This window comes from Streptomyces sp. NPDC059455 (assembly GCF_042750115.1).
GTDB lineage: Bacteria > Actinomycetota > Actinomycetes > Streptomycetales > Streptomycetaceae > Streptomyces > Streptomyces endocoffeicus.
Genome location: NZ_JBHYVB010000038.1, coordinates 9,545 through 25,616 on the forward strand (window position 1 = coordinate 9,545; position 16,072 = coordinate 25,616).

14 protein-coding genes and 1 pseudogene are annotated in these 16,072 nt (G+C 71.8%); 10 read left to right on the forward strand and 5 right to left on the reverse strand.

Annotated elements, in window-relative coordinates:
• The first annotated feature begins 159 nt into the window (after positions 1 to 159).
• On the forward strand, positions 160 to 975 hold the full coding sequence (locus ACFXB5_RS16130) for an SAM-dependent methyltransferase (protein ID WP_201848643.1): 816 nt from the start codon (positions 160 to 162) through the stop codon (positions 973 to 975).
• Between the two features lie 115 nt (positions 976 to 1,090).
• On the opposite strand, the gene ACFXB5_RS16135 is transcribed toward ACFXB5_RS16130, so the two are convergent.
• The 5 genes from ACFXB5_RS16135 to ACFXB5_RS16155 all read right to left on the reverse strand — a co-directional run bounded on the left by ACFXB5_RS16135 (position 1,091) and on the right by ACFXB5_RS16155 (position 6,178).
• Positions 1,091 to 2,455, reverse strand: coding sequence for an MFS transporter (locus tag ACFXB5_RS16135; RefSeq protein ID WP_385207783.1), 1,365 nt, complete (start codon positions 2,453 to 2,455; stop codon positions 1,091 to 1,093).
• Positions 2,456 to 2,560: 105 nt separating this feature from the next.
• Entirely contained in the window at positions 2,561 to 3,031 is a 471-nt protein-coding gene (locus tag ACFXB5_RS16140) for an RpiB/LacA/LacB family sugar-phosphate isomerase (protein WP_385207786.1), read from the reverse strand.
• Between the two features lie 102 nt (positions 3,032 to 3,133).
• Positions 3,134 to 3,814, reverse strand: a complete 681-nt coding sequence (locus ACFXB5_RS16145; protein WP_385207788.1) for a substrate-binding domain-containing protein — start codon at positions 3,812 to 3,814, stop codon at positions 3,134 to 3,136.
• 4 nt (positions 3,815 to 3,818) lie between these two features.
• The gene (locus ACFXB5_RS16150; RefSeq protein ID WP_385207790.1) at positions 3,819 to 4,511 is read right to left on the reverse strand and encodes a response regulator; all 693 of its coding nucleotides are present in this window, start codon (positions 4,509 to 4,511) and stop codon (positions 3,819 to 3,821) included.
• On the reverse strand, positions 4,508 to 6,178 hold the full coding sequence (locus ACFXB5_RS16155) for an ATP-binding protein (RefSeq protein WP_385207919.1): 1,671 nt from the start codon (positions 6,176 to 6,178) through the stop codon (positions 4,508 to 4,510). The genes ACFXB5_RS16150 and ACFXB5_RS16155 overlap by 4 nt, the downstream gene beginning before the upstream one ends.
• A 98-nt stretch (positions 6,179 to 6,276) precedes the next feature.
• On the opposite strand from ACFXB5_RS16155, the gene ACFXB5_RS16160 reads away from it, so the two are divergent.
• From ACFXB5_RS16160 to ACFXB5_RS16200, 9 genes and pseudogenes are all read left to right on the forward strand, one after another.
• On the forward strand, positions 6,277 to 7,278 hold the full coding sequence (locus ACFXB5_RS16160; protein ID WP_385207792.1) for a Bug family tripartite tricarboxylate transporter substrate binding protein: 1,002 nt from the start codon (positions 6,277 to 6,279) through the stop codon (positions 7,276 to 7,278).
• Positions 7,279 to 7,429: 151 nt separating this feature from the next.
• Entirely contained in the window at positions 7,430 to 8,908 is a 1,479-nt protein-coding gene (locus ACFXB5_RS16165; protein ID WP_385207795.1) for a GntP family permease, read from the forward strand.
• A 67-nt stretch (positions 8,909 to 8,975) separates the two neighbouring features.
• On the forward strand, positions 8,976 to 9,194 hold the full coding sequence (locus ACFXB5_RS16170; RefSeq protein WP_385207798.1) for a hypothetical protein: 219 nt from the start codon (positions 8,976 to 8,978) through the stop codon (positions 9,192 to 9,194).
• A complete protein-coding gene (locus ACFXB5_RS16175) occupies positions 9,121 to 9,996 on the forward strand; it encodes an ankyrin repeat domain-containing protein (RefSeq protein ID WP_385207801.1) in 876 nt (291 codons plus the stop codon). The genes ACFXB5_RS16170 and ACFXB5_RS16175 overlap by 74 nt, the downstream gene beginning before the upstream one ends.
• Positions 9,993 to 10,385, forward strand: coding sequence for a hypothetical protein (locus ACFXB5_RS16180; RefSeq protein WP_385207803.1), 393 nt, complete (start codon positions 9,993 to 9,995; stop codon positions 10,383 to 10,385). The genes ACFXB5_RS16175 and ACFXB5_RS16180 overlap by 4 nt, the downstream gene beginning before the upstream one ends.
• A gap of 15 nt (positions 10,386 to 10,400) precedes the next feature.
• Positions 10,401 to 10,820 (forward strand): annotated as a pseudogene (locus ACFXB5_RS16185) (AMP-binding protein); the annotation flags it as partial.
• Between the two features lie 356 nt (positions 10,821 to 11,176).
• Positions 11,177 to 13,069: a hypothetical protein gene (locus ACFXB5_RS16190; RefSeq protein ID WP_385207806.1), complete on the forward strand. Its 1,893-nt coding sequence runs from the start codon at positions 11,177 to 11,179 to the stop codon at positions 13,067 to 13,069.
• Between the two features lie 203 nt (positions 13,070 to 13,272).
• Positions 13,273 to 14,295, forward strand: coding sequence for a LacI family DNA-binding transcriptional regulator (locus tag ACFXB5_RS16195; RefSeq protein WP_385207809.1), 1,023 nt, complete (start codon positions 13,273 to 13,275; stop codon positions 14,293 to 14,295).
• A 293-nt stretch (positions 14,296 to 14,588) separates the two neighbouring features.
• Complete coding sequence (locus tag ACFXB5_RS16200) at positions 14,589 to 16,067, forward strand: FGGY-family carbohydrate kinase (RefSeq protein WP_385207812.1); 1,479 nt, start codon at positions 14,589 to 14,591, stop codon at positions 16,065 to 16,067.
• The last annotated feature ends 5 nt before the right edge of the window (positions 16,068 to 16,072 follow it).

Here is a 16,072-nt window from a genome sequence, read left to right on the forward strand (position 1 = left end):
CAGGGGGGGGGGGTGGGGGGGTGTGGCCGGGCGGCACCACCACCGAGGGCTCCCCCCCACCCCCCAACCCGTCCGGGGGCGGCGGGGGGCCCCCGCCCCCCCCCCGCGCCCCGGGAGCAGCACCAACAGCGAACTGACGATCCACTGGGAGGGGACGCCTTGAGCGACAACGGATGGTCGGCCGACCGCATCGACACCGAGAGCGCGCATTCGGCACGTATCTACGACTACATCCTCGGCGGTAAGGACTACTACCCGGCCGACAAGGAAGCGGGCATCGCCATGTCCCGCGAGTGGCCCGCCCTGCCGATCCACATGCGGGCCAACCGCGACTTCATGAACCGTGCCGTGCGCTATCTGGCCGAGGAGGCGGGCATCCGGCAGTTCCTCGACATCGGCACCGGCATCCCCACCTCGCCCAACCTCCATGAGATCGCCCAGGCGGTGGCACCGGACTCCCGGGTCGTCTACGTGGACAACGACCCCATCGTCCTCACGCTCTCCCAGGGCCTGCTCGCCAGCACCCCCGAGGGCAGGACCGCCTATGTCGAAGCGGACATGTGCGAGCCCGCCACCATCCTGCGGGCCCCCGAGCTCCGCGAGACCCTCGACCTGACCCGGCCGGTCGCCCTGACGGTGATCGCCATCGTGCACTTCGTCCTGGACAAGGACGACGCCAACGGAATCGTCAACCGCCTCCTGGAGCCGCTGCCTTCCGGCAGCTACCTGGCGATGTCCATCGGCACCGCCGACTTCGCGCCGGACGAGGTGGCCCGCGTCGCCCGGGAGTACGCGGCCCGCGACATGCCCATGCGGCTGCGCACCGAGGCGGAGGCCGAGCGGTTCTTCGACGGCCTCGAGCTGGTCGAGCCCGGCCTCACCCAGGTCCACAAGTGGCGCCCGGACGCCACCGTCACCGAGGACATCAAGGACGAGGACATCGCGATGTACGGAGCGGTGGCCCGCAAGCCCTGACGTCGTTGACCGGCGGGTCCGGCGCCGTGTCCGGGCCCACCGGCCGACTGCTCCTCGGGTCAGCGGGAGGGGTGCCGTCCGCTCGGCTCAGCGGGAGGGATGCCGTTCCCTCGGCTCAGCGTGACGGGTGCCGTTCGCGATCGGCCGCTCGCCGCGGCTGACCGTGACCGGCCGGGAGGACCGCGCGCTGTGCGGGGCTCCAGGTCTCGCGGGTGGACAGCACCCCGAGGAGTCCCACGAGCGCGACGCACACATACAGTCCGGCCGGGCCCGCCCAGCCGAAGGACTCCGCGAGCAGCACGGCGAGGAACGGCGCGAAACCGGCCACCGACGCCGCCGTCTGGTAGCCCAGCGAAGCACCGGACGTACGGGTGGCGGTGTTGAACAGCTCCGCGAACCAGGCGGCTTGAGTGCCCGTCAGCGCCGCGTGGATCACCCCGATGCCGATCAGGAAGATCAGCACGATGAGCACCGGAGCGCCCGTGTTGGCCATCAGATACATCGGGAAGCCGAAGGCCGCGGCCAGCACACACGCCACCAGGTAGACCGTGCGGCGGCCCACGCGGTCCGTGAGCGCGCCGAAGAGCACGGTGGTGGCGGTGGCGAGCAGACTGGCGGTGACCACACCGGCGAGCGCCACGCCACGGTCGCCGTCGTCGCGGTCGGTGATGTACGAGAGGAGATAGGTGGCCGTCAGGTAGTAGGCGCAGGACTCCACCACACGCAGGGCGATGATGCGCAGGATATTGCGCCAGTCCTCACGCACCACGCTGAGCAGCGGGTTGCGGACGGTGGTGCCCTTCGCCCGGGCGGCCTCGAACTCCGGGGACTCGGTGAGCTTCATCCGGATCACCACTCCGGCCACGATCAGCAGGGCGCTGGCCAGGAAGGGCAGCCGCCAGGCCCAGTCGGAGTCGAGGGTGGCGGAGAGCAGGAAGGCGATGTTGGCGAGCGCGATGCCCAGAGGGTTACCGGCCTGCGGTATCGCCGAGTACAGACCGCGGCGGGTGCGGGGCGCGTGCTCGTACGTCATCATCACGGCGCTGCCCCACTCGGCGCCGAACGCCAGCCCCTGGACACAGCGGATGATCACCAGCAGTACGGGCGCGGCCACTCCGACCTGCTGATAGGTGGGCAGCATGCCGATCAGAACGGTGGCGATGCCCATCGTCAGCAGGGCGCCGACCAGGACCGGTTTACGCCCGTGGCGGTCTCCGAGATAGCCGCCGACGGCCCCGCCGATCGGGCGCATCAGGAAGCCGACGCCGAGGGTGACGAAGGCCAGCAGGGTGCCGACCACCGGATCCGAGTTGGGGAAGAACGCATCGCCGAAGTACAGGGCGGACGCGGTGCCGTAGGCGACGAAGTCGTAGTTCTCGACGCAGGTGCCGACGGCGGACGCGAGGGCTGTCCTGACGCGTCCTCGTGCGGGAGGCGGGGGCGGGGGCGGGGGCGAAGAGGGTGAGGTAGGAGCGCTCATACCGGTCTCCTTCGAGCGGAGGTGTACCGGGGACGAGGTGCTGGGGAGGAGGTGGGCTGGGTGGGGACGAGGTGTGCCGGGGACGTCAGATGTGGTCGGCGGACGTCAGATGTGTTCGGCGAGCTCCCGGGCCGAACGCAGCTCCAGATCGCGGAGCTTGGCCACGCGGCGTACGGTGTCGGCGTCGTTGTCGAACGTGGCGCCCAGGAACGACTCCAGGACCTCCGTGGCCATGGCCGGTCCGATGAGCCACGCGCCCATGGCGAGCGCGTTGGCGTCGTCGTGCTCGACGGCCTGGTGGGCGGAGTACACGTCATGGCCGAGACCGCATCGAATGCCCGCGATCTTGTTGGCGGCCATCAGCGCCCCCGCGCCGGTCCCGCACACCAGCACGGCGCGGTCGGCTTCCCCGCTGCGTACGGCGTCGCAGGTGGCGAAGGTGATGTCGGGGAAGTCGACGGGGGTGTCGGTGTCGGGACCGAAGTCGACCACCTGGTGTCCCAGACGTCGCAACACCTGGCGGACGTGTTCCTTGAGGGTCAGCCCCGCGTGGTCGTTGCCGAGTGCGATGCGCATGGTCAGCCTTTCGTCTGTGCGTCGGGCAGGGTGGGTCGCTCCACGAACGCCGCGCCGAGGCGGCGGGTCCGCGGAGTGTGAGGGGATGGGCGGGTCGGGTCGTCAGGCGGAGGGATGACTGGCAGCGGTGTGCGGTCGTGCCGCCGATGACCGGCGGGGAATCAGCCGCATCGGCAGGACGACCGACTCGGCCGTGCCGCCGTCGATGACATCGAGCAGGAGCCGCATCGCGGTCGCCCCCAAGGCGCGGGCATCGTGGGCCACCACCGTGAGCGGCGGATCGAGTTCGCCGAACCACTCGATGTCGTCGAAGGCGACCAGGGCCAGATCCTCGCCGATCCGCAAGCCCCGTTGGCGCACCTCGGTCAGGGCGCCGACCGCCATCAGGCTGTCGGCGGCGAGCAACGCGGTCGGCGGCCGGTGGTGCGCGAGGAGTTTCGCCGCCGCCGTACCACCGCTCGCCCGGCGGAAGTCCCCCGCCGTGATCAGCACGGGGTCGTCGTCCAGGTGGTGGCGGGCGATCGCCTCCAGGAACGCGCTGAGCCGCGCCCGTCCGGTGGACACGGACGGTGGTCCGCCGATGTAGCCGATGCGGGTGTGGCCCTGTTCGGCGAGATGGGCGACGGCGAGTTCGACCCCCTGCGCGTTGTCCGCGGTCACGCTGGGCACATCGAACCCGTCGACGGTGCGGTCCACGAAGACCAGTGGCACCCGCGCCTGTTCCAGCGCGCGCAGATTGCCGCGGCCCGCCCCCTGGGGAGCGATGATGATGCCGTCGACCAAGGCGTTACGCCCGCCGGCTGTAGCGGCGCTCCGGGCGGCCGGCGGTGCCGTAGCGCAGGGAGACATCGGCGTGGCCGGTGGCGTGGAAGTACTCCAGATAGCGGCGGGCGCTGACCCGGGAGATTCCGATGGCGGTGGCCGCCTCGGCGGCGGAGACGGTGCCGTCCGCCTCGCGGAGGGCACGCTCGACGAGCTGGGCGGTCTCCACGCTCAGGCCCTTCGGGAGGGCAGCGCCCGCCGGGGGCGCGAACGCCCCGGCCAGAACGCGGTCCACATCCGCCTGGCCGCGGACGACCGTGGTGAGCAGCCGTCCGCGCTGGGTCGCATAGCGTTCCAGGCGGGGCTGGAGATCCTCGTAGTCGAAGGGTTTGAGGAGGTAGTCGACCACACCCTGACGGACCGCGCCGCGTACCGCGTCGGCCTCCCGGGCCGCGGTGATCACCATGACGTCGCAGTCGTGCCCGGCGGAGCGCAGCCGGGGGATGACGTCCAGGCCGAAGAGGTCCGGCAGATAGAGGTCGAGCAGGACCAGGTCGGGCCGGAGCGCGTCGACCGCCTCGATCGCCTGCTCGCCGGTGTGGGCGGTGCCGACGACGCGGAACGGCGCCACCCGCTCCACGAAGGTGCGGTGGACGCGCGCCACCATGAAGTCGTCGTCCACGACGAGCACATCGATCGTGCCGGCCGACTCGGTCATCGGGTCGCTCCTTCCGCCACCGCGTCGGCGGGGTGGCTGACGGACATGCGGGCGCTGAACATCGCGCCCTGACTGGTGTTGGTCACCGCGATCTCGCCGCCGCGGCGCTCGCAGACGAGCCGGGTGAGCGCGAGTCCGATGCCGCGCTCGCCCTCCCGGGCGGCCTTGGTGGTGAAGCCGTGGGCGAAGACCTCCTGGGCGAGTCCGGGGGCGACACCGGGACCGGAGTCGCGCACCACGATCTCCACACTGGTGTGGTCCTGCCGCAGCTCGACCTCCACCCACGGCTCGTCGCCCGACCCGCCGCCTTTGTTCTCACCGCCGGGCTCGGACGTGGCGGCGTCGATGGCGTTGTCGACCAGGTTGCCGACCACGGTCGCCACATCGGCGGCGTCCTCGGGGGTCAGCCGGTCCAGCGCGGTGCGGTCCGAGAGGCGCAGGGCCACCTTCCGCTCGGCGGCCTGGGACGCCTTCGCCATCAGCAGCGCGGCGATGGCGGTGTCCCGGACCCGGCGGCCGATGGACATGTCGAGCGACTGACGGCGCTGGTTCAGCGCCCGGATGTAGCGCACCACCTCCTCCTGCTCGCCGATCTGGATCAGCCCGGAGATGGTGTGCAGCTGGTTGGCGAACTCATGGGTCTGCGCGCGCAGCAGCTCGGAGGTGGAGCGGAAGGAGCCGATCTCGCGCTCCAGCCTCGCCAGCTCGGTGCGGTCCCGCAGGGTGGTGACGGACCCGAGCGGCCGTCCGTCCTTGACGACCGTCATGCGGTTCATGACCAGGACCCGGCCGTGCCGGACCACGACCTCGTCCTTCGGGTCCGCCGATTCCTTCCGCGCCCCGGCCAGGACGTCCAGCAGCCGTCCCTCGATGCCCAGCTCGGCCAGGTTCCGGCCCACACAGTCCTCGGGCAGGTCCAGCAGCCGTCTGCCCATGTCGTTGACGAGGGTCACCCGGTGCTGCGGATCGAGGGCGACGACGCCCTCGGCGATGCCGTACAGCATCGCCTCGCGGTGCTCGGCCAGCCCGGTGATCTCGCGCGGCTCCAGGCCGAGCGTCTGCCGTTTGACCCGCCGGGCGAGCAGCCAGGAGCCGACGACACCGAGCGCGCTGGCCACGCCGAGATAGACGGGCAGGTACGAGGACGCGCCGCTCAGCCGCTGCCACACCGTGGGAGACGTTTCGCCGATCATCACGGTGCCCAGATGCCGCCCCAGGTCGTCCCCCGTCGCGCCGAGCACCGGCACCTGCGCCACCAGCTCGCGGCTGCCGTCCCAGTCCAGCGTGCCCGACCAGCCACGGCCCCGGCCCACCCCCTCGCCCAGGGGCAGCCGGTCGCCGAGCACGGTGGGATTCGTCGAGCTGACCACGCGCCCGCGTCGGTCGGCCACTGTGACGGACGTCACCCGCGACTGCACCCGTGCCGAGTACACCAGCGGGGCCAGTGCCTCCGCCGGCGAGGGGCCCACCAGCCTGCTGCGCACCAGCGGCTGGGCGGCCAGCTGCTCGGCGAGCGCACCGACCCGGCGGCCCTCCACCCGGTTGAAGGTGGCCTCCGACTGCGCGAGCGAGACCGCCGCCACCGCCATCAGCACCACCACGACGATGGCGAGCTGGAGGAGCAGCATCTCGCCCGCGAGTGTTTGGCGACGGAACGCGGCGACCACAATGAACTCAATCTCTCCTGCTGACACAACCTGGGCGCATTGTCCACCAGGCCGCACAATCATGGCGTCCGCCGTATGGGAAGCGAAAGGGAGGTGCCATGAGACGCCGCACCGGCACCCGCACCCGCGTCCTGTCCGGCGCCCTGGCCGCCGTGCTGTCCCTGCTCGTCGGCGCCTGTGGCACCTGGCCGGGCACCGGCGACACCCGGGACGACGGGCTGCGGATCCTGGTGCCGAACACACCCGGAGGCGGCTATGACACCACGGCCCGGACCGTGGCCCGGGTGCTGGAGGAGACCGGGACCACCTCGGACATGGAAGTGTTCAACCTGCCCGGGGCCGGTGGCACCGTCGGCCTGCGGCGCATCGTGGACGAACGGGGCAACGGACGGCTCGCCCTCCAGATGGGCCTCGGTGTGCTGGGCGCGTCGCATGTCGCCCACGCGAAGGTGACCGTGGCCCGGACCACCCCGATCGCCCGCCTGATCGAGGAGCCCGAGGCGGTGGTGGTCCGCAAGGACTCGCCGTACCGCACCATCGCGGACCTGGTCGCCGAGTGGCGGAAGCACCCGGGAGACGTCACGGTCGGCGGTGGCTCGTCGCTGGGCGGCCCGGACCACCTGCTGCCCATGGCGCTGGCCCGCGCCGTCGGCATCCAGCCGAAGACGGTGCGCTACGACGCCTACGACGGCGGCGGCGGCGACCTCCTCCCCGCGCTGCTGGACGGCCGGGTCGACTTCGCCACCAGTGGCATCGGTGAGTTCCTCGACCAGATCGCGGCCGGGCAGCTCAGGGTGCTCGCGGTCACCAGCGACCGGCCCGTGGCCGCGCTGCCCGGGGTGCCGACGCTGAAGGCGGCCGGGATCGACCTGGTCTTCGACAACTGGCGGGGGATCGTCGCCCCGCCCGGCATCAGCTCCGCGGACCGCGAACGCTGGATCGAGGTGCTGACCGCGCTGCACACCTCGCGGCAGTGGAAGGCCGAGCTCACCCGTCACGGCTGGACCGACGCCTTCACCACGGGTGGCGCGTTCGCCACGTATCTGGCCCGGCAGGACAAGAACGTGGCGGAGCTGGTCGGACACCTGGGACTGGACTGACCGAACACTCCGCCGGGGCGGCCACCGCACGCCCTTCTCGCCGTTGAACCACAACCACACCACCCCCATCCCGTGCCCACCCATGCCCTGGTGGCGTACGACCCCCCCCGCATGCCCTGGTACGAACCCATATGTCCTGGAAAGGCATCGCATGACCGCACACACCTGGTGGCTGCTGCTCATCCTCACGGTGGCGATCGCAGCACTGATCTATCTCATCAACTCCCGGCTGCGGGTCCATCCGTTCGTCGCGCTGATCCTGGTCAGCGTGGGCACGGGGATAGCGGCCGGGGAGCCCGCCGCGAAACTCGCCGAATCCATCGAGGAGGGCGCCGGCGGCACCCTCGGCGACGTGGGCGTCACCCTCGCCCTGGGCGCCATGCTCGGCCGTCTGCTGTCCGACTCGGGCGCCACCGACGCCATCGCCCGCGCCCTCGTCGCCCGCGCCGAGCCCCGCAGACTGCCCTGGCTGGTCGGTGCCGCGGCGTTCGTCATCGGCGTGCCCATGTTCTTCGAGGTCGGCCTGATCGTGCTGCTGCCGTTGATCTTCAGCGTCGCCCGCAGGATGGAGGAGCAAGGCGGCACCAAGGGCAGCCCGTACGTGCTCCTCGGTGTGCCCGCCATCGCCTCGCTGTCCACCCTGCACGGCATGCTGCCGCCCCACCCCGGCCCACTGACCGCGATGACCGGCCTGCACGCCGACCTCGGTCTCACCCTCGGCGTCGGCATCGTCTGCGCCGTGCCGACCGTCATCCTGGCCGGGCCCGTCTACGCGCGCTGGATCGCGCCCCGGCTTCCCGATGTCGCTCCGGACGCCGAGCTGGTGGCGCAGTTCACGGGGGCTGAGCGTCAGCCCGCTCCGGCCGTCGCCACGGCGGGGGCCGGAGCGTCTGGCGCGTCTGGCGCGCACACGAGTGCGGACGTGCCCCGCCGGACCGGTGTGCCCACCGGGCTGGCCGTGGCGGCCGTGCTGGTGCCGGTCGTCCTGATGCTGCTGCGCACCCTGGCCGAGACGGTGCTGGACGAGTCGAGCGGGCTGGGCGCCGCGCTCGTGTTCGCCGGAGAACCGCTGGTGGCGATGCTCGCCGGTTTCGTCTTCGCCCTCGGTGTGACGATGGTCGGCTCCGCCCGCGCAGCCCGCTCCGGCCACTCCGGCCGTTCGGGTGAGGAGACCCGTGCCTCCCTGACCGACAGCCTGAAGTCCATCGCCGCCATCCTGCTCATCATCGGCGGGGGAGGGGCGTTCAAGCAGGTACTTCAGGACTCGGGCATCGGCGATGCCATCGCGTCGGCCGCCGAGGGCGCCCACATCAATGTGATCCTGCTGGGCTGGCTCATCGCCCTGCTGCTGTCGCTGACCACGGGCTCCGCCACTGTCGGCATCGTCTCCGCCACCGGCATCGTGGCCCCGCTGATCGGCGACGGCGGGGGCCTGGAGGCATCCCTGCTCGTGGTCGCGATCGGGGCCGGTTCGCTCGGCCTCAACTATGTCAACCACGCGGGGTTCTGGCTGGTCAAGGAGTCGTTCGGAATGGACCTCACCCAGGCCACCAAGACCCAGACCGCCGTGCAGACCCTGGTCAGTGTGCTCGGCCTGGTGATGGCCCTGCTGCTGTCGGTGTTCGCCTGAGAGGCCGGTCGCCCGCGGTGGGTCCGGCGGCCCGGTGGCTGTCGGACCCACCTGCGAGACTCCGGCCATGGATCTTGACGAGCTGTTGCGGTGTCTCGCGGAGGCCGAGTCGGGTGAGCTGCGGGAGGAGCTGACCGGCGGTCGCTATGTGGTCGTGCAGTACAACCCCGAGGGGACGTATTTCGACGACGCGGACCTCGCGGAACTCTTCGGTGCCCCCGGCACCCGGCGTCGGCGCGGCGGACGAGGACGGCGAGGACGAGGGGTTCGAGGAGCTCGAGGATGAGGAGGATGCCTCCTTCGACGTCATCGGTGTCGCGCCCTCTGTCTACGAGGCGCTGGACCTCCTCGGCGACGAACTCCCCGACGAGGAATGGCTGACGGAACTCGACGAGGAGGAGTGGGCGGCGGAGGCGGCCGAGTTCGGCGAGAATGTGTTCGGCACGGCTGCGGATGGTGGGGATGGTGCGGACGGCGCGGAAGGCTCTGATGGCTCGGACAGCGAAGCGGGGAACGAATGGCTCGCCCTCCTGCGAGGCATACAGGACCCGCGGCGGCGCTCCGTCGTCCAGCTGCTCTGCGGTGTCCTCGGCCCGATGGACTTCCTGACGGAGGAGTTCGCGAAGGACGTCTATCTGGGCGGCGTGGCGACGCGGCTCCCCGGAGCACGGTTCATCATGCTGGCCAGCGCCGCACCACCGCACCAGGAAGTGGCCTTCGCCATTCTCGAACTCCCGCCCCGCGGTACGCCCGACCCGCGCGGCCGCGCCCTGCTGCGGGCGTGCGCCGCCGGGGACGTGGGCGCGCTGCGTGCCGCGCTCGGCGAGGGCGCTGACGTCGACACGCTCGACGAGTACGGCGCGACACCCCTGCACCACGCCGTGGCGGCGCGTTCGGCCGCGGCCGTCGAAGCGTTGCTCACGGCGGGCGCCGATCCGCGCTCGCCCAGGCGGCCTTCGGCAACGCACCCCAGTTCACGGCCGCGGGCCCCGGCCGCCCCCACCCCACCACCCGCCGGGTCGAAGGCGAGGAGCACTGGAGCCTCCTGTGGTCCCTGCTCGACGCGGGCGCCGATATCAACGCCGTGAACACCGCCGGTCAGTCCCTCCTCGACCTGGTCATCCGGGCGGATCCATACCCGGAGCGACAGGTGCGCCTGCTGCGGGCACGGGGAGCCGTCAGTGGCGAACTCACCAACGTGTCCGTGGACTGGCTCGTCCGCAGAGTCCCGTACGGCTACGAGGACGAGCTGCGCATCCTGCGCAACCACGTCCGCTTCCTGCTGGACACCGGCACTCCGTACGACCATCCGCTGGACTCTCTGCTCGCCGTCACCGGCTACTACGAGCGTGAACTCTCCGCCGACTACCTCGTCGAACTCGTCGACATCATGGTGAGCCGCGGGTTGCGTGACCGGCCGGGCACCTATGGCAGAACGGGACGCGAGAGCGCCAGCAATGGGTCGACCACGGTCTGACCCACTACCAGGCCTCCCGCTGCCGTCGAGCCGTTGCGACTGGACGAGTTGCGGCAGGGTCGCCCACCCGCCCGGTTGCCGGAGGCCACGCCCGGCGATGTTGCCTTCGTCCAGTTCTCCTCGGGCAGCACCGGAGCCCCGAAGGGCGTCGAGCTGACCCACTCCGCCGTGCTGGCCAACCTGGAGCAGATGCGACTCGCCGCGGCCATCACACCTGACGATGTGGTGGCGAGCTGGATGCCGTACTTCCACGACATGGGCCTCATCGGCACCCATCGGGCCCCGCTGGCCGCGCGCGCCAAACAGGTGCGGCTGGAGCCGTTGTCGTTCGCCAAGCGTCCTGCGCTGTGGCTGGAGACGGCGGATCGCCACCGGGCGACACTCCTGTCCGCCGCCAACTTCGCCCTGGCCCTGGCCGTACGGCGGATCCCGGCGGCCATCGCCTGGCAGGCCCGCCACGCCACCCCGTACCAGCGGCCCGACCTGCGCCGCTCGGGTGCACGGAGTGGCGAGACCGCGGGCGCCGGGGCCACCGAGGTCGGCTCGGCGGAGTTCAGGTCGGCGGGGTTCACGCTCGACGCCGAGCTGACGGCCGGCTGCGCCACCTCGCCACCACCGTCCGTGCCACGCCGTACGCCCCCGTCCTGACCGCCTACTACCGAGCTCTGGCGGGCCTCACCGGCCGGCGGGACCTCGTCCTCGGCCTGGCGGTCACCGGACGCGACCACCAACTCCCCGACATCAGCCGACTGTTCGGCTCCCTGGCGGCCGCCGTACCGCTGCGCCCCGGCGTGGCGGAGGCGGGTGCCGGAGCCACGTCCGGCGGCCGGTCGTTCCACTCCTTCCGGGAGGACCTGCTCCGGATCACCGAGGAGACCGTGGCCGCACGGATGTACGGCGCTGGTGACGACAGCGGCGGTGGCACGAACGGTGGCACCGGCGGTACGTCCTCCGGCCTGCTCCGGATCAGTGAGAAGGCCGGTGCGGCACGGTCGTACGGCACCGGTGGCGACAGCGGCCGTGGCACGAGCGGCGGCACCGGCGGTACGCACTCCAGCCTGCTCCCGCTCACTGAGGAGGCCGGTGCGGCACGGTCGTACGGCACCGGCGGCGACACCGTCCCCGGCACCGGCGGCGGCTTCAGTCGTGCCACCGGCGGTGAGCCTTCCGGCAGCTCGCCCACCGCGATCGCCCCACTCACCCCCCTCGGTCTGCCGAGGGCCACCCAATTCCTCTTCAGCTACCTGGACTTCTCCGCCCTCGGCTCACCTACCGGCGCGACCCTCACCCTCGACTGGGACCATCACGACACAGAACTCGCCCCGCCTCCGGTGGGAACCGATGTGTTCCTGGCCGTTCGGCCGGTCGGGGACGGGCTGCGTGTCACCCTGCGGGCCTCGGCCGTTGCCCTCGACGCGCCCGCCTTCGCCGCGTTCACCCGTCTCCTGCGGGACGAGCTCACCCAGGCGGCCACGCCACGTCCGCGCCTTGCTCTGGCCCCTGCCCCGCGCACATCCCGCACGGACGCCGCGCTCATCGGCTATCTCCCCGCCCCCGGCCACCTCGCGGCACTCGCCGGGATCCCGGAAGCGGACCTGCCCCGCGAACACATGCGGCATCTGCTCTTCCCGGACGGCGGGCCCCGCCTCCTGGAGGAGATCGGCACGCCGTTGGGCCGCTCCGCGTTCGTCGCACTGCCGCTGTTCGCGGATGAACTGGCCGCTGGCAGCGCGCTCACCGGCCACACCGCCCGCGCCGTCGGCCACGCCGCCTCCCTCGGCGTCCGCTGTGTCTCCCCGGCGGGCATGATCCCCGCGTTGACCGGCTACGGATTCGAGGTGGCACGCGCCACCGACGGGGCGACGGTGGTCACCACCGGCCACGCCGCCACAGCGGTGTCCGTGGTCAAGACCGTCCACGCCGCCCTCGCCGCGACCGGACGCGACCTGAGCGACCTGACCGTCGCCATGGTCGGACTCGGCTCGATCGGCACCTCTTCCCTCCACCTGCTCCTCACCCGCGGCCCACGCCCGCCCGCCCACCTGCTGCTGTGCGATGTCGCGGGCAGCGCGCCCCGTCTGCGGGCGCTCGCCGCGGAGCTGCGCGGGAACGGGCTGGCCGGGTCGGTGGCGACGGCCGAGTCCGCTCCGGGCCTTCCCAGCGCGGTGTACGAGGCCGACCTGATCATCACCGCGGTCAGCGGTGGCAGCGGCGGCACCGCCGTCCTCGACATCGACCGGCTACGCCCCGGCACCGTCGTGGTCGACGACTCCTTCCCGCACTGCTTCGACACCGCACGCGCCCTCGCCCGGATGCGGGAGCGGTGTGATGTGCTGACCGTCGGGGGTGGACTGCTCGCGGTCGGCGACACCGAGCGGCACATCGCCGACGACCTGCCACCGGCCGCCGCTTCCGGCTACGCGGAACGGTCCTGGCTGCCGGGCACGGTCGCCTCCTGCCGACTCGAATCCCTGCTGCACACCGCCGTGTCCGGGCTGCCGCTGGTCCACGGGCTGGTCGACGCGTCCTATGCGCACGCCTACTGGGACGCGGTCGAGGCGGCCGGGGTCGGCGCCGCGCCACTGCATCTGCTCGGCCACATCGTCGGTACGCCGCCATCATGGCCCAGGACCACTTCGCGCAGGGCCGCCTCCCGCCGGGACACCCCCCATACGCAGGACTGACGCCGGTACGAACCGCCCCCGCCCACTGCCCGCCGCCCGCCGCCCGTGGGGCAGGTTCGCCCACCGACCGCTTGGCCGCGTACGCCCGCCACCCGCGAGGCCGGGTAGGCCCACCACCAGCCTCGCCCCTACCCCCTCAATACCAGCGTGAAATCCTTTTCATCGGCAGGGTAGGCTGAAGAGCGACCGTACACGGTGAAAGGATGCGGACACAGTTGGTGACGATCCATGACGTGGCGCGAGCCGCCGGTGTCTCTCCGGCGACCGTCTCGCGTGTCTTCAACGGCGGCAAGGTCACACCGGCACGTGCCCTGTCCGTGCAAGAGGCCGCGGCGGCCCTCGGGTTCGCGCCCAACCGGGTGGCGCGGTCGCTGCGCAAGCAACGGTCCAGTGTGATCGCGCTGATCATCCCGGACATCGGGAACCCGTTCTTCACCTCGCTCGCCCGTGGTGTCGAGGACGCCGCGCAGCGCACCAGCCTTTCCGTGGTCCTGTGCAACTCCGACGAGGACACCGACAAGGAGCGCCGCTACCTGGAGGTCGCGCTCGGTGAGCAGATGGCGGGCGTGATCGTGGCGGCGGCGTCCCAGGACGAGACGGATCTGGGGCCGCTGACCGACCGGCGTGTGCCCGTGGTCGCCGTCGATCGTCGTCCGCGCGACGCCGAGGTGGACGCGGTCCGGGTCGACGACCACCACGGTGCCGAGGTCGCCACCCGCCACCTCCTCCAGGCCGGTTACCGCAGGATCGCCTGCATCACCGGGCCCGAAGGAGCCTCCACCTCCGAGGAGCGGCTCGCGGGCCACCGCACGGCGTTGCGCGCCGCCCGGGGCGGCGCGGCCGCGGCCGACGACACCTACGTACGGCATGCCGACTTCCGGGTGGGCGGTGGCCGCGCGGCGATGCGCGAACTGCTGGCGCTGCCCGAGCCGCCCGATGCCGTGTTCGTCGCCAACAACCTCATGACCATCGGTGTCCTCGACGCCCTCCGCGAGGCCGGCCGCACCCCGCCCGAGGTCGGTGTGCTCTCCTTCGGGGACGTTCCCTGGGCGTCGCTGGTGCGGCCGTCCCTCACCGCGGTCGAACTGCCCTCGTACGAGCTGGGGCGCACCGCCGCCGACCTCCTCCTGCAGCGCATGGACGGCAGTGTGTCGCCGGTGCAGACCGTGGTGCTGCGCACAAAGCTGCAGGTCCGGGAGAGCACGGCCGGACCTGCCCGGCCTTGAGGACCTGCCCGGCCTTGAGGACCTGCCCGGCCTTGAGGACCTGCCCGGCCCTGATGGGCCATCCCGGCACCTCACAGCGTCACTTCAACCCCGAGTCACCGGCGGCGCGGCGCGGCACGTCTGAAATCCATTTCACCGCAATGTGGAGCGGGCTTCAGGGGGTGTCAAGGGATGAGACATGTGGTCGATCGCGGGGTGCCGAAGCGCGCCGCTGATATGGCTTTTCGCCAGGGCAAAGGCCATTCGCGTGCCCTCCCTTGACGGTGAAATCGTTTTCTGTCAGCGTGCTCGCCATGCCTCGCAACGCAGTCCTCGGAGTGGATATCGGCACCTCGAGCACCAAGGGCGTCCTCGTCGGTCTCGATGGCGCACTGATTCGCTCGGCCACCCGGGAGCACACCCCCGCAAGGCCGGGACCCGGCCACTTCGAGATGGACGCCTCCGTCTGGTGGCGGGAGTTCACCGAACTCGCCCGCGAGCTGACCGCCGCGGAGGACACCACCGTGGTCGCCGTCGGGGTCAGTGGCATGGGCCCCTGCGTCCTGCTGACCGATGAGCACGACGCCCCGCTGCGCCCCGCCGTGCTCTACGGTGTGGACACCCGCTCGGTCCACCAGATCCAGCGCATCGAGGCGCGGCTCGGCGCCGACGAGATCATCCGCCGCGGCGGCTCCGCCCTGACCACCCAGGCCGCCGGGCCGAAGATCGCGTGGATCGCCGAGGAGGAGCCCGAGCTCTACGCGCGGGCCAAGCGCCTCTACATGCCGAGCTCCTGGCTGGTACGTAAGCTCACCGGAAACTACGTCCTGGACCACCACTCGGCCAGTCAGTGCACTCCGCTGTATGACACGCTCGCCTGCGAGTGGTACGCCCCCTGGGCCGCCGAGGTCGCCCCCGGGATCGAGCTGCCGCCGCTGCGCTGGCCCGGCGAGGCGGCCGGAGCCCTCACTCCCGAGGCCGCCACGGCGACCGGTCTGCCCGCCGGAATCCCCGTCACCACCGGCACCATCGACGCCTGGGCCGAGGCCCTGAGCGTGGGTGCGCAGAACATCGGCGATCTGATGCTGATGTACGGCACCACCATGTTCCTCATCCACACCGTGCCCGAGCCGCTGACCAGCCCGTCCCTGTGGGGCACGGTCGGCGCGCTGCCCGGGACCCGGAATCTGGCCGGTGGCATGGCCACCTCCGGCGCGGTGGCCAACTGGCTGAAGGATCTGTTCGCCGACGGCGACCATGCCGAACTCACCGCGCTGGCCGCCGAGTCGGGCGTTGGCGCCAACGGCCTGCTGATGCTCGCGTACTTCTCCGGCGAACGAACCCCGATCATGGACCCCGACGCCCGCGGAGTGATCGCCGGGCTGACCCTGTCCCACACCCGCGGCGACCTCTACCGGGCCGCACTCGAAGCCACCGGGTTCGCCGTCCGCCAGAACATCGAGGTCATCGAGGCGGTCGGCGGCGACATCCGCCGTGTGGTCGCCGTCGGTGGCGGCACCCAGGGCTCGCTGTGGACACAGATCGTCTCCGACATCACCGGCCGCCCACAGGAGTTGCGCGCCATCACCATCGGCGCGGGCTACGGCGACGCGCTGCTGGCCGCTCAGCTGGTCGGGGACGCCTCCATCGACGACTGGAACCCGGTGCGCGAGACGGTGACGCCTCGCGCCGAACACACCGGGCGCTATGACGAGCTGTACGCCCTCTACCGGCGGCTGTACCCGGACACCGCCGCGACCGTCCACGCGCTGGCCGCACTGCAGGAGCGCTGAGCGCC

Bases quoted from the DNA above. Each gene is read 5' to 3' on its own strand.
- ACFXB5_RS16135 (WP_385207783.1), bottom strand. From the start codon at position 2,455: ATGAGCGCTCCTACCTCACCCTCTTCGCCCCCGCCCCCGCCCCCGCCT.
- ACFXB5_RS16195 (WP_385207809.1), top strand. From the start codon at position 13,273: ATGCGGACACAGTTGGTGACGATCCATGACGTGGCGCGAGCCGCCGGT.
- ACFXB5_RS16160 (WP_385207792.1), top strand. From the start codon at position 6,277: ATGAGACGCCGCACCGGCACCCGCACCCGCGTCCTGTCCGGCGCCCTG.
- ACFXB5_RS16165 (WP_385207795.1), top strand. From the start codon at position 7,430: ATGACCGCACACACCTGGTGGCTGCTGCTCATCCTCACGGTGGCGATC.
- ACFXB5_RS16140 (WP_385207786.1), bottom strand. From the start codon at position 3,031: ATGCGCATCGCACTCGGCAACGACCACGCGGGGCTGACCCTCAAGGAA.
- ACFXB5_RS16200 (WP_385207812.1), top strand. From the start codon at position 14,589: ATGCCTCGCAACGCAGTCCTCGGAGTGGATATCGGCACCTCGAGCACC.
- ACFXB5_RS16170 (WP_385207798.1), top strand. From the start codon at position 8,976: ATGGATCTTGACGAGCTGTTGCGGTGTCTCGCGGAGGCCGAGTCGGGT.
- ACFXB5_RS16150 (WP_385207790.1), bottom strand. From the start codon at position 4,511: ATGACCGAGTCGGCCGGCACGATCGATGTGCTCGTCGTGGACGACGAC.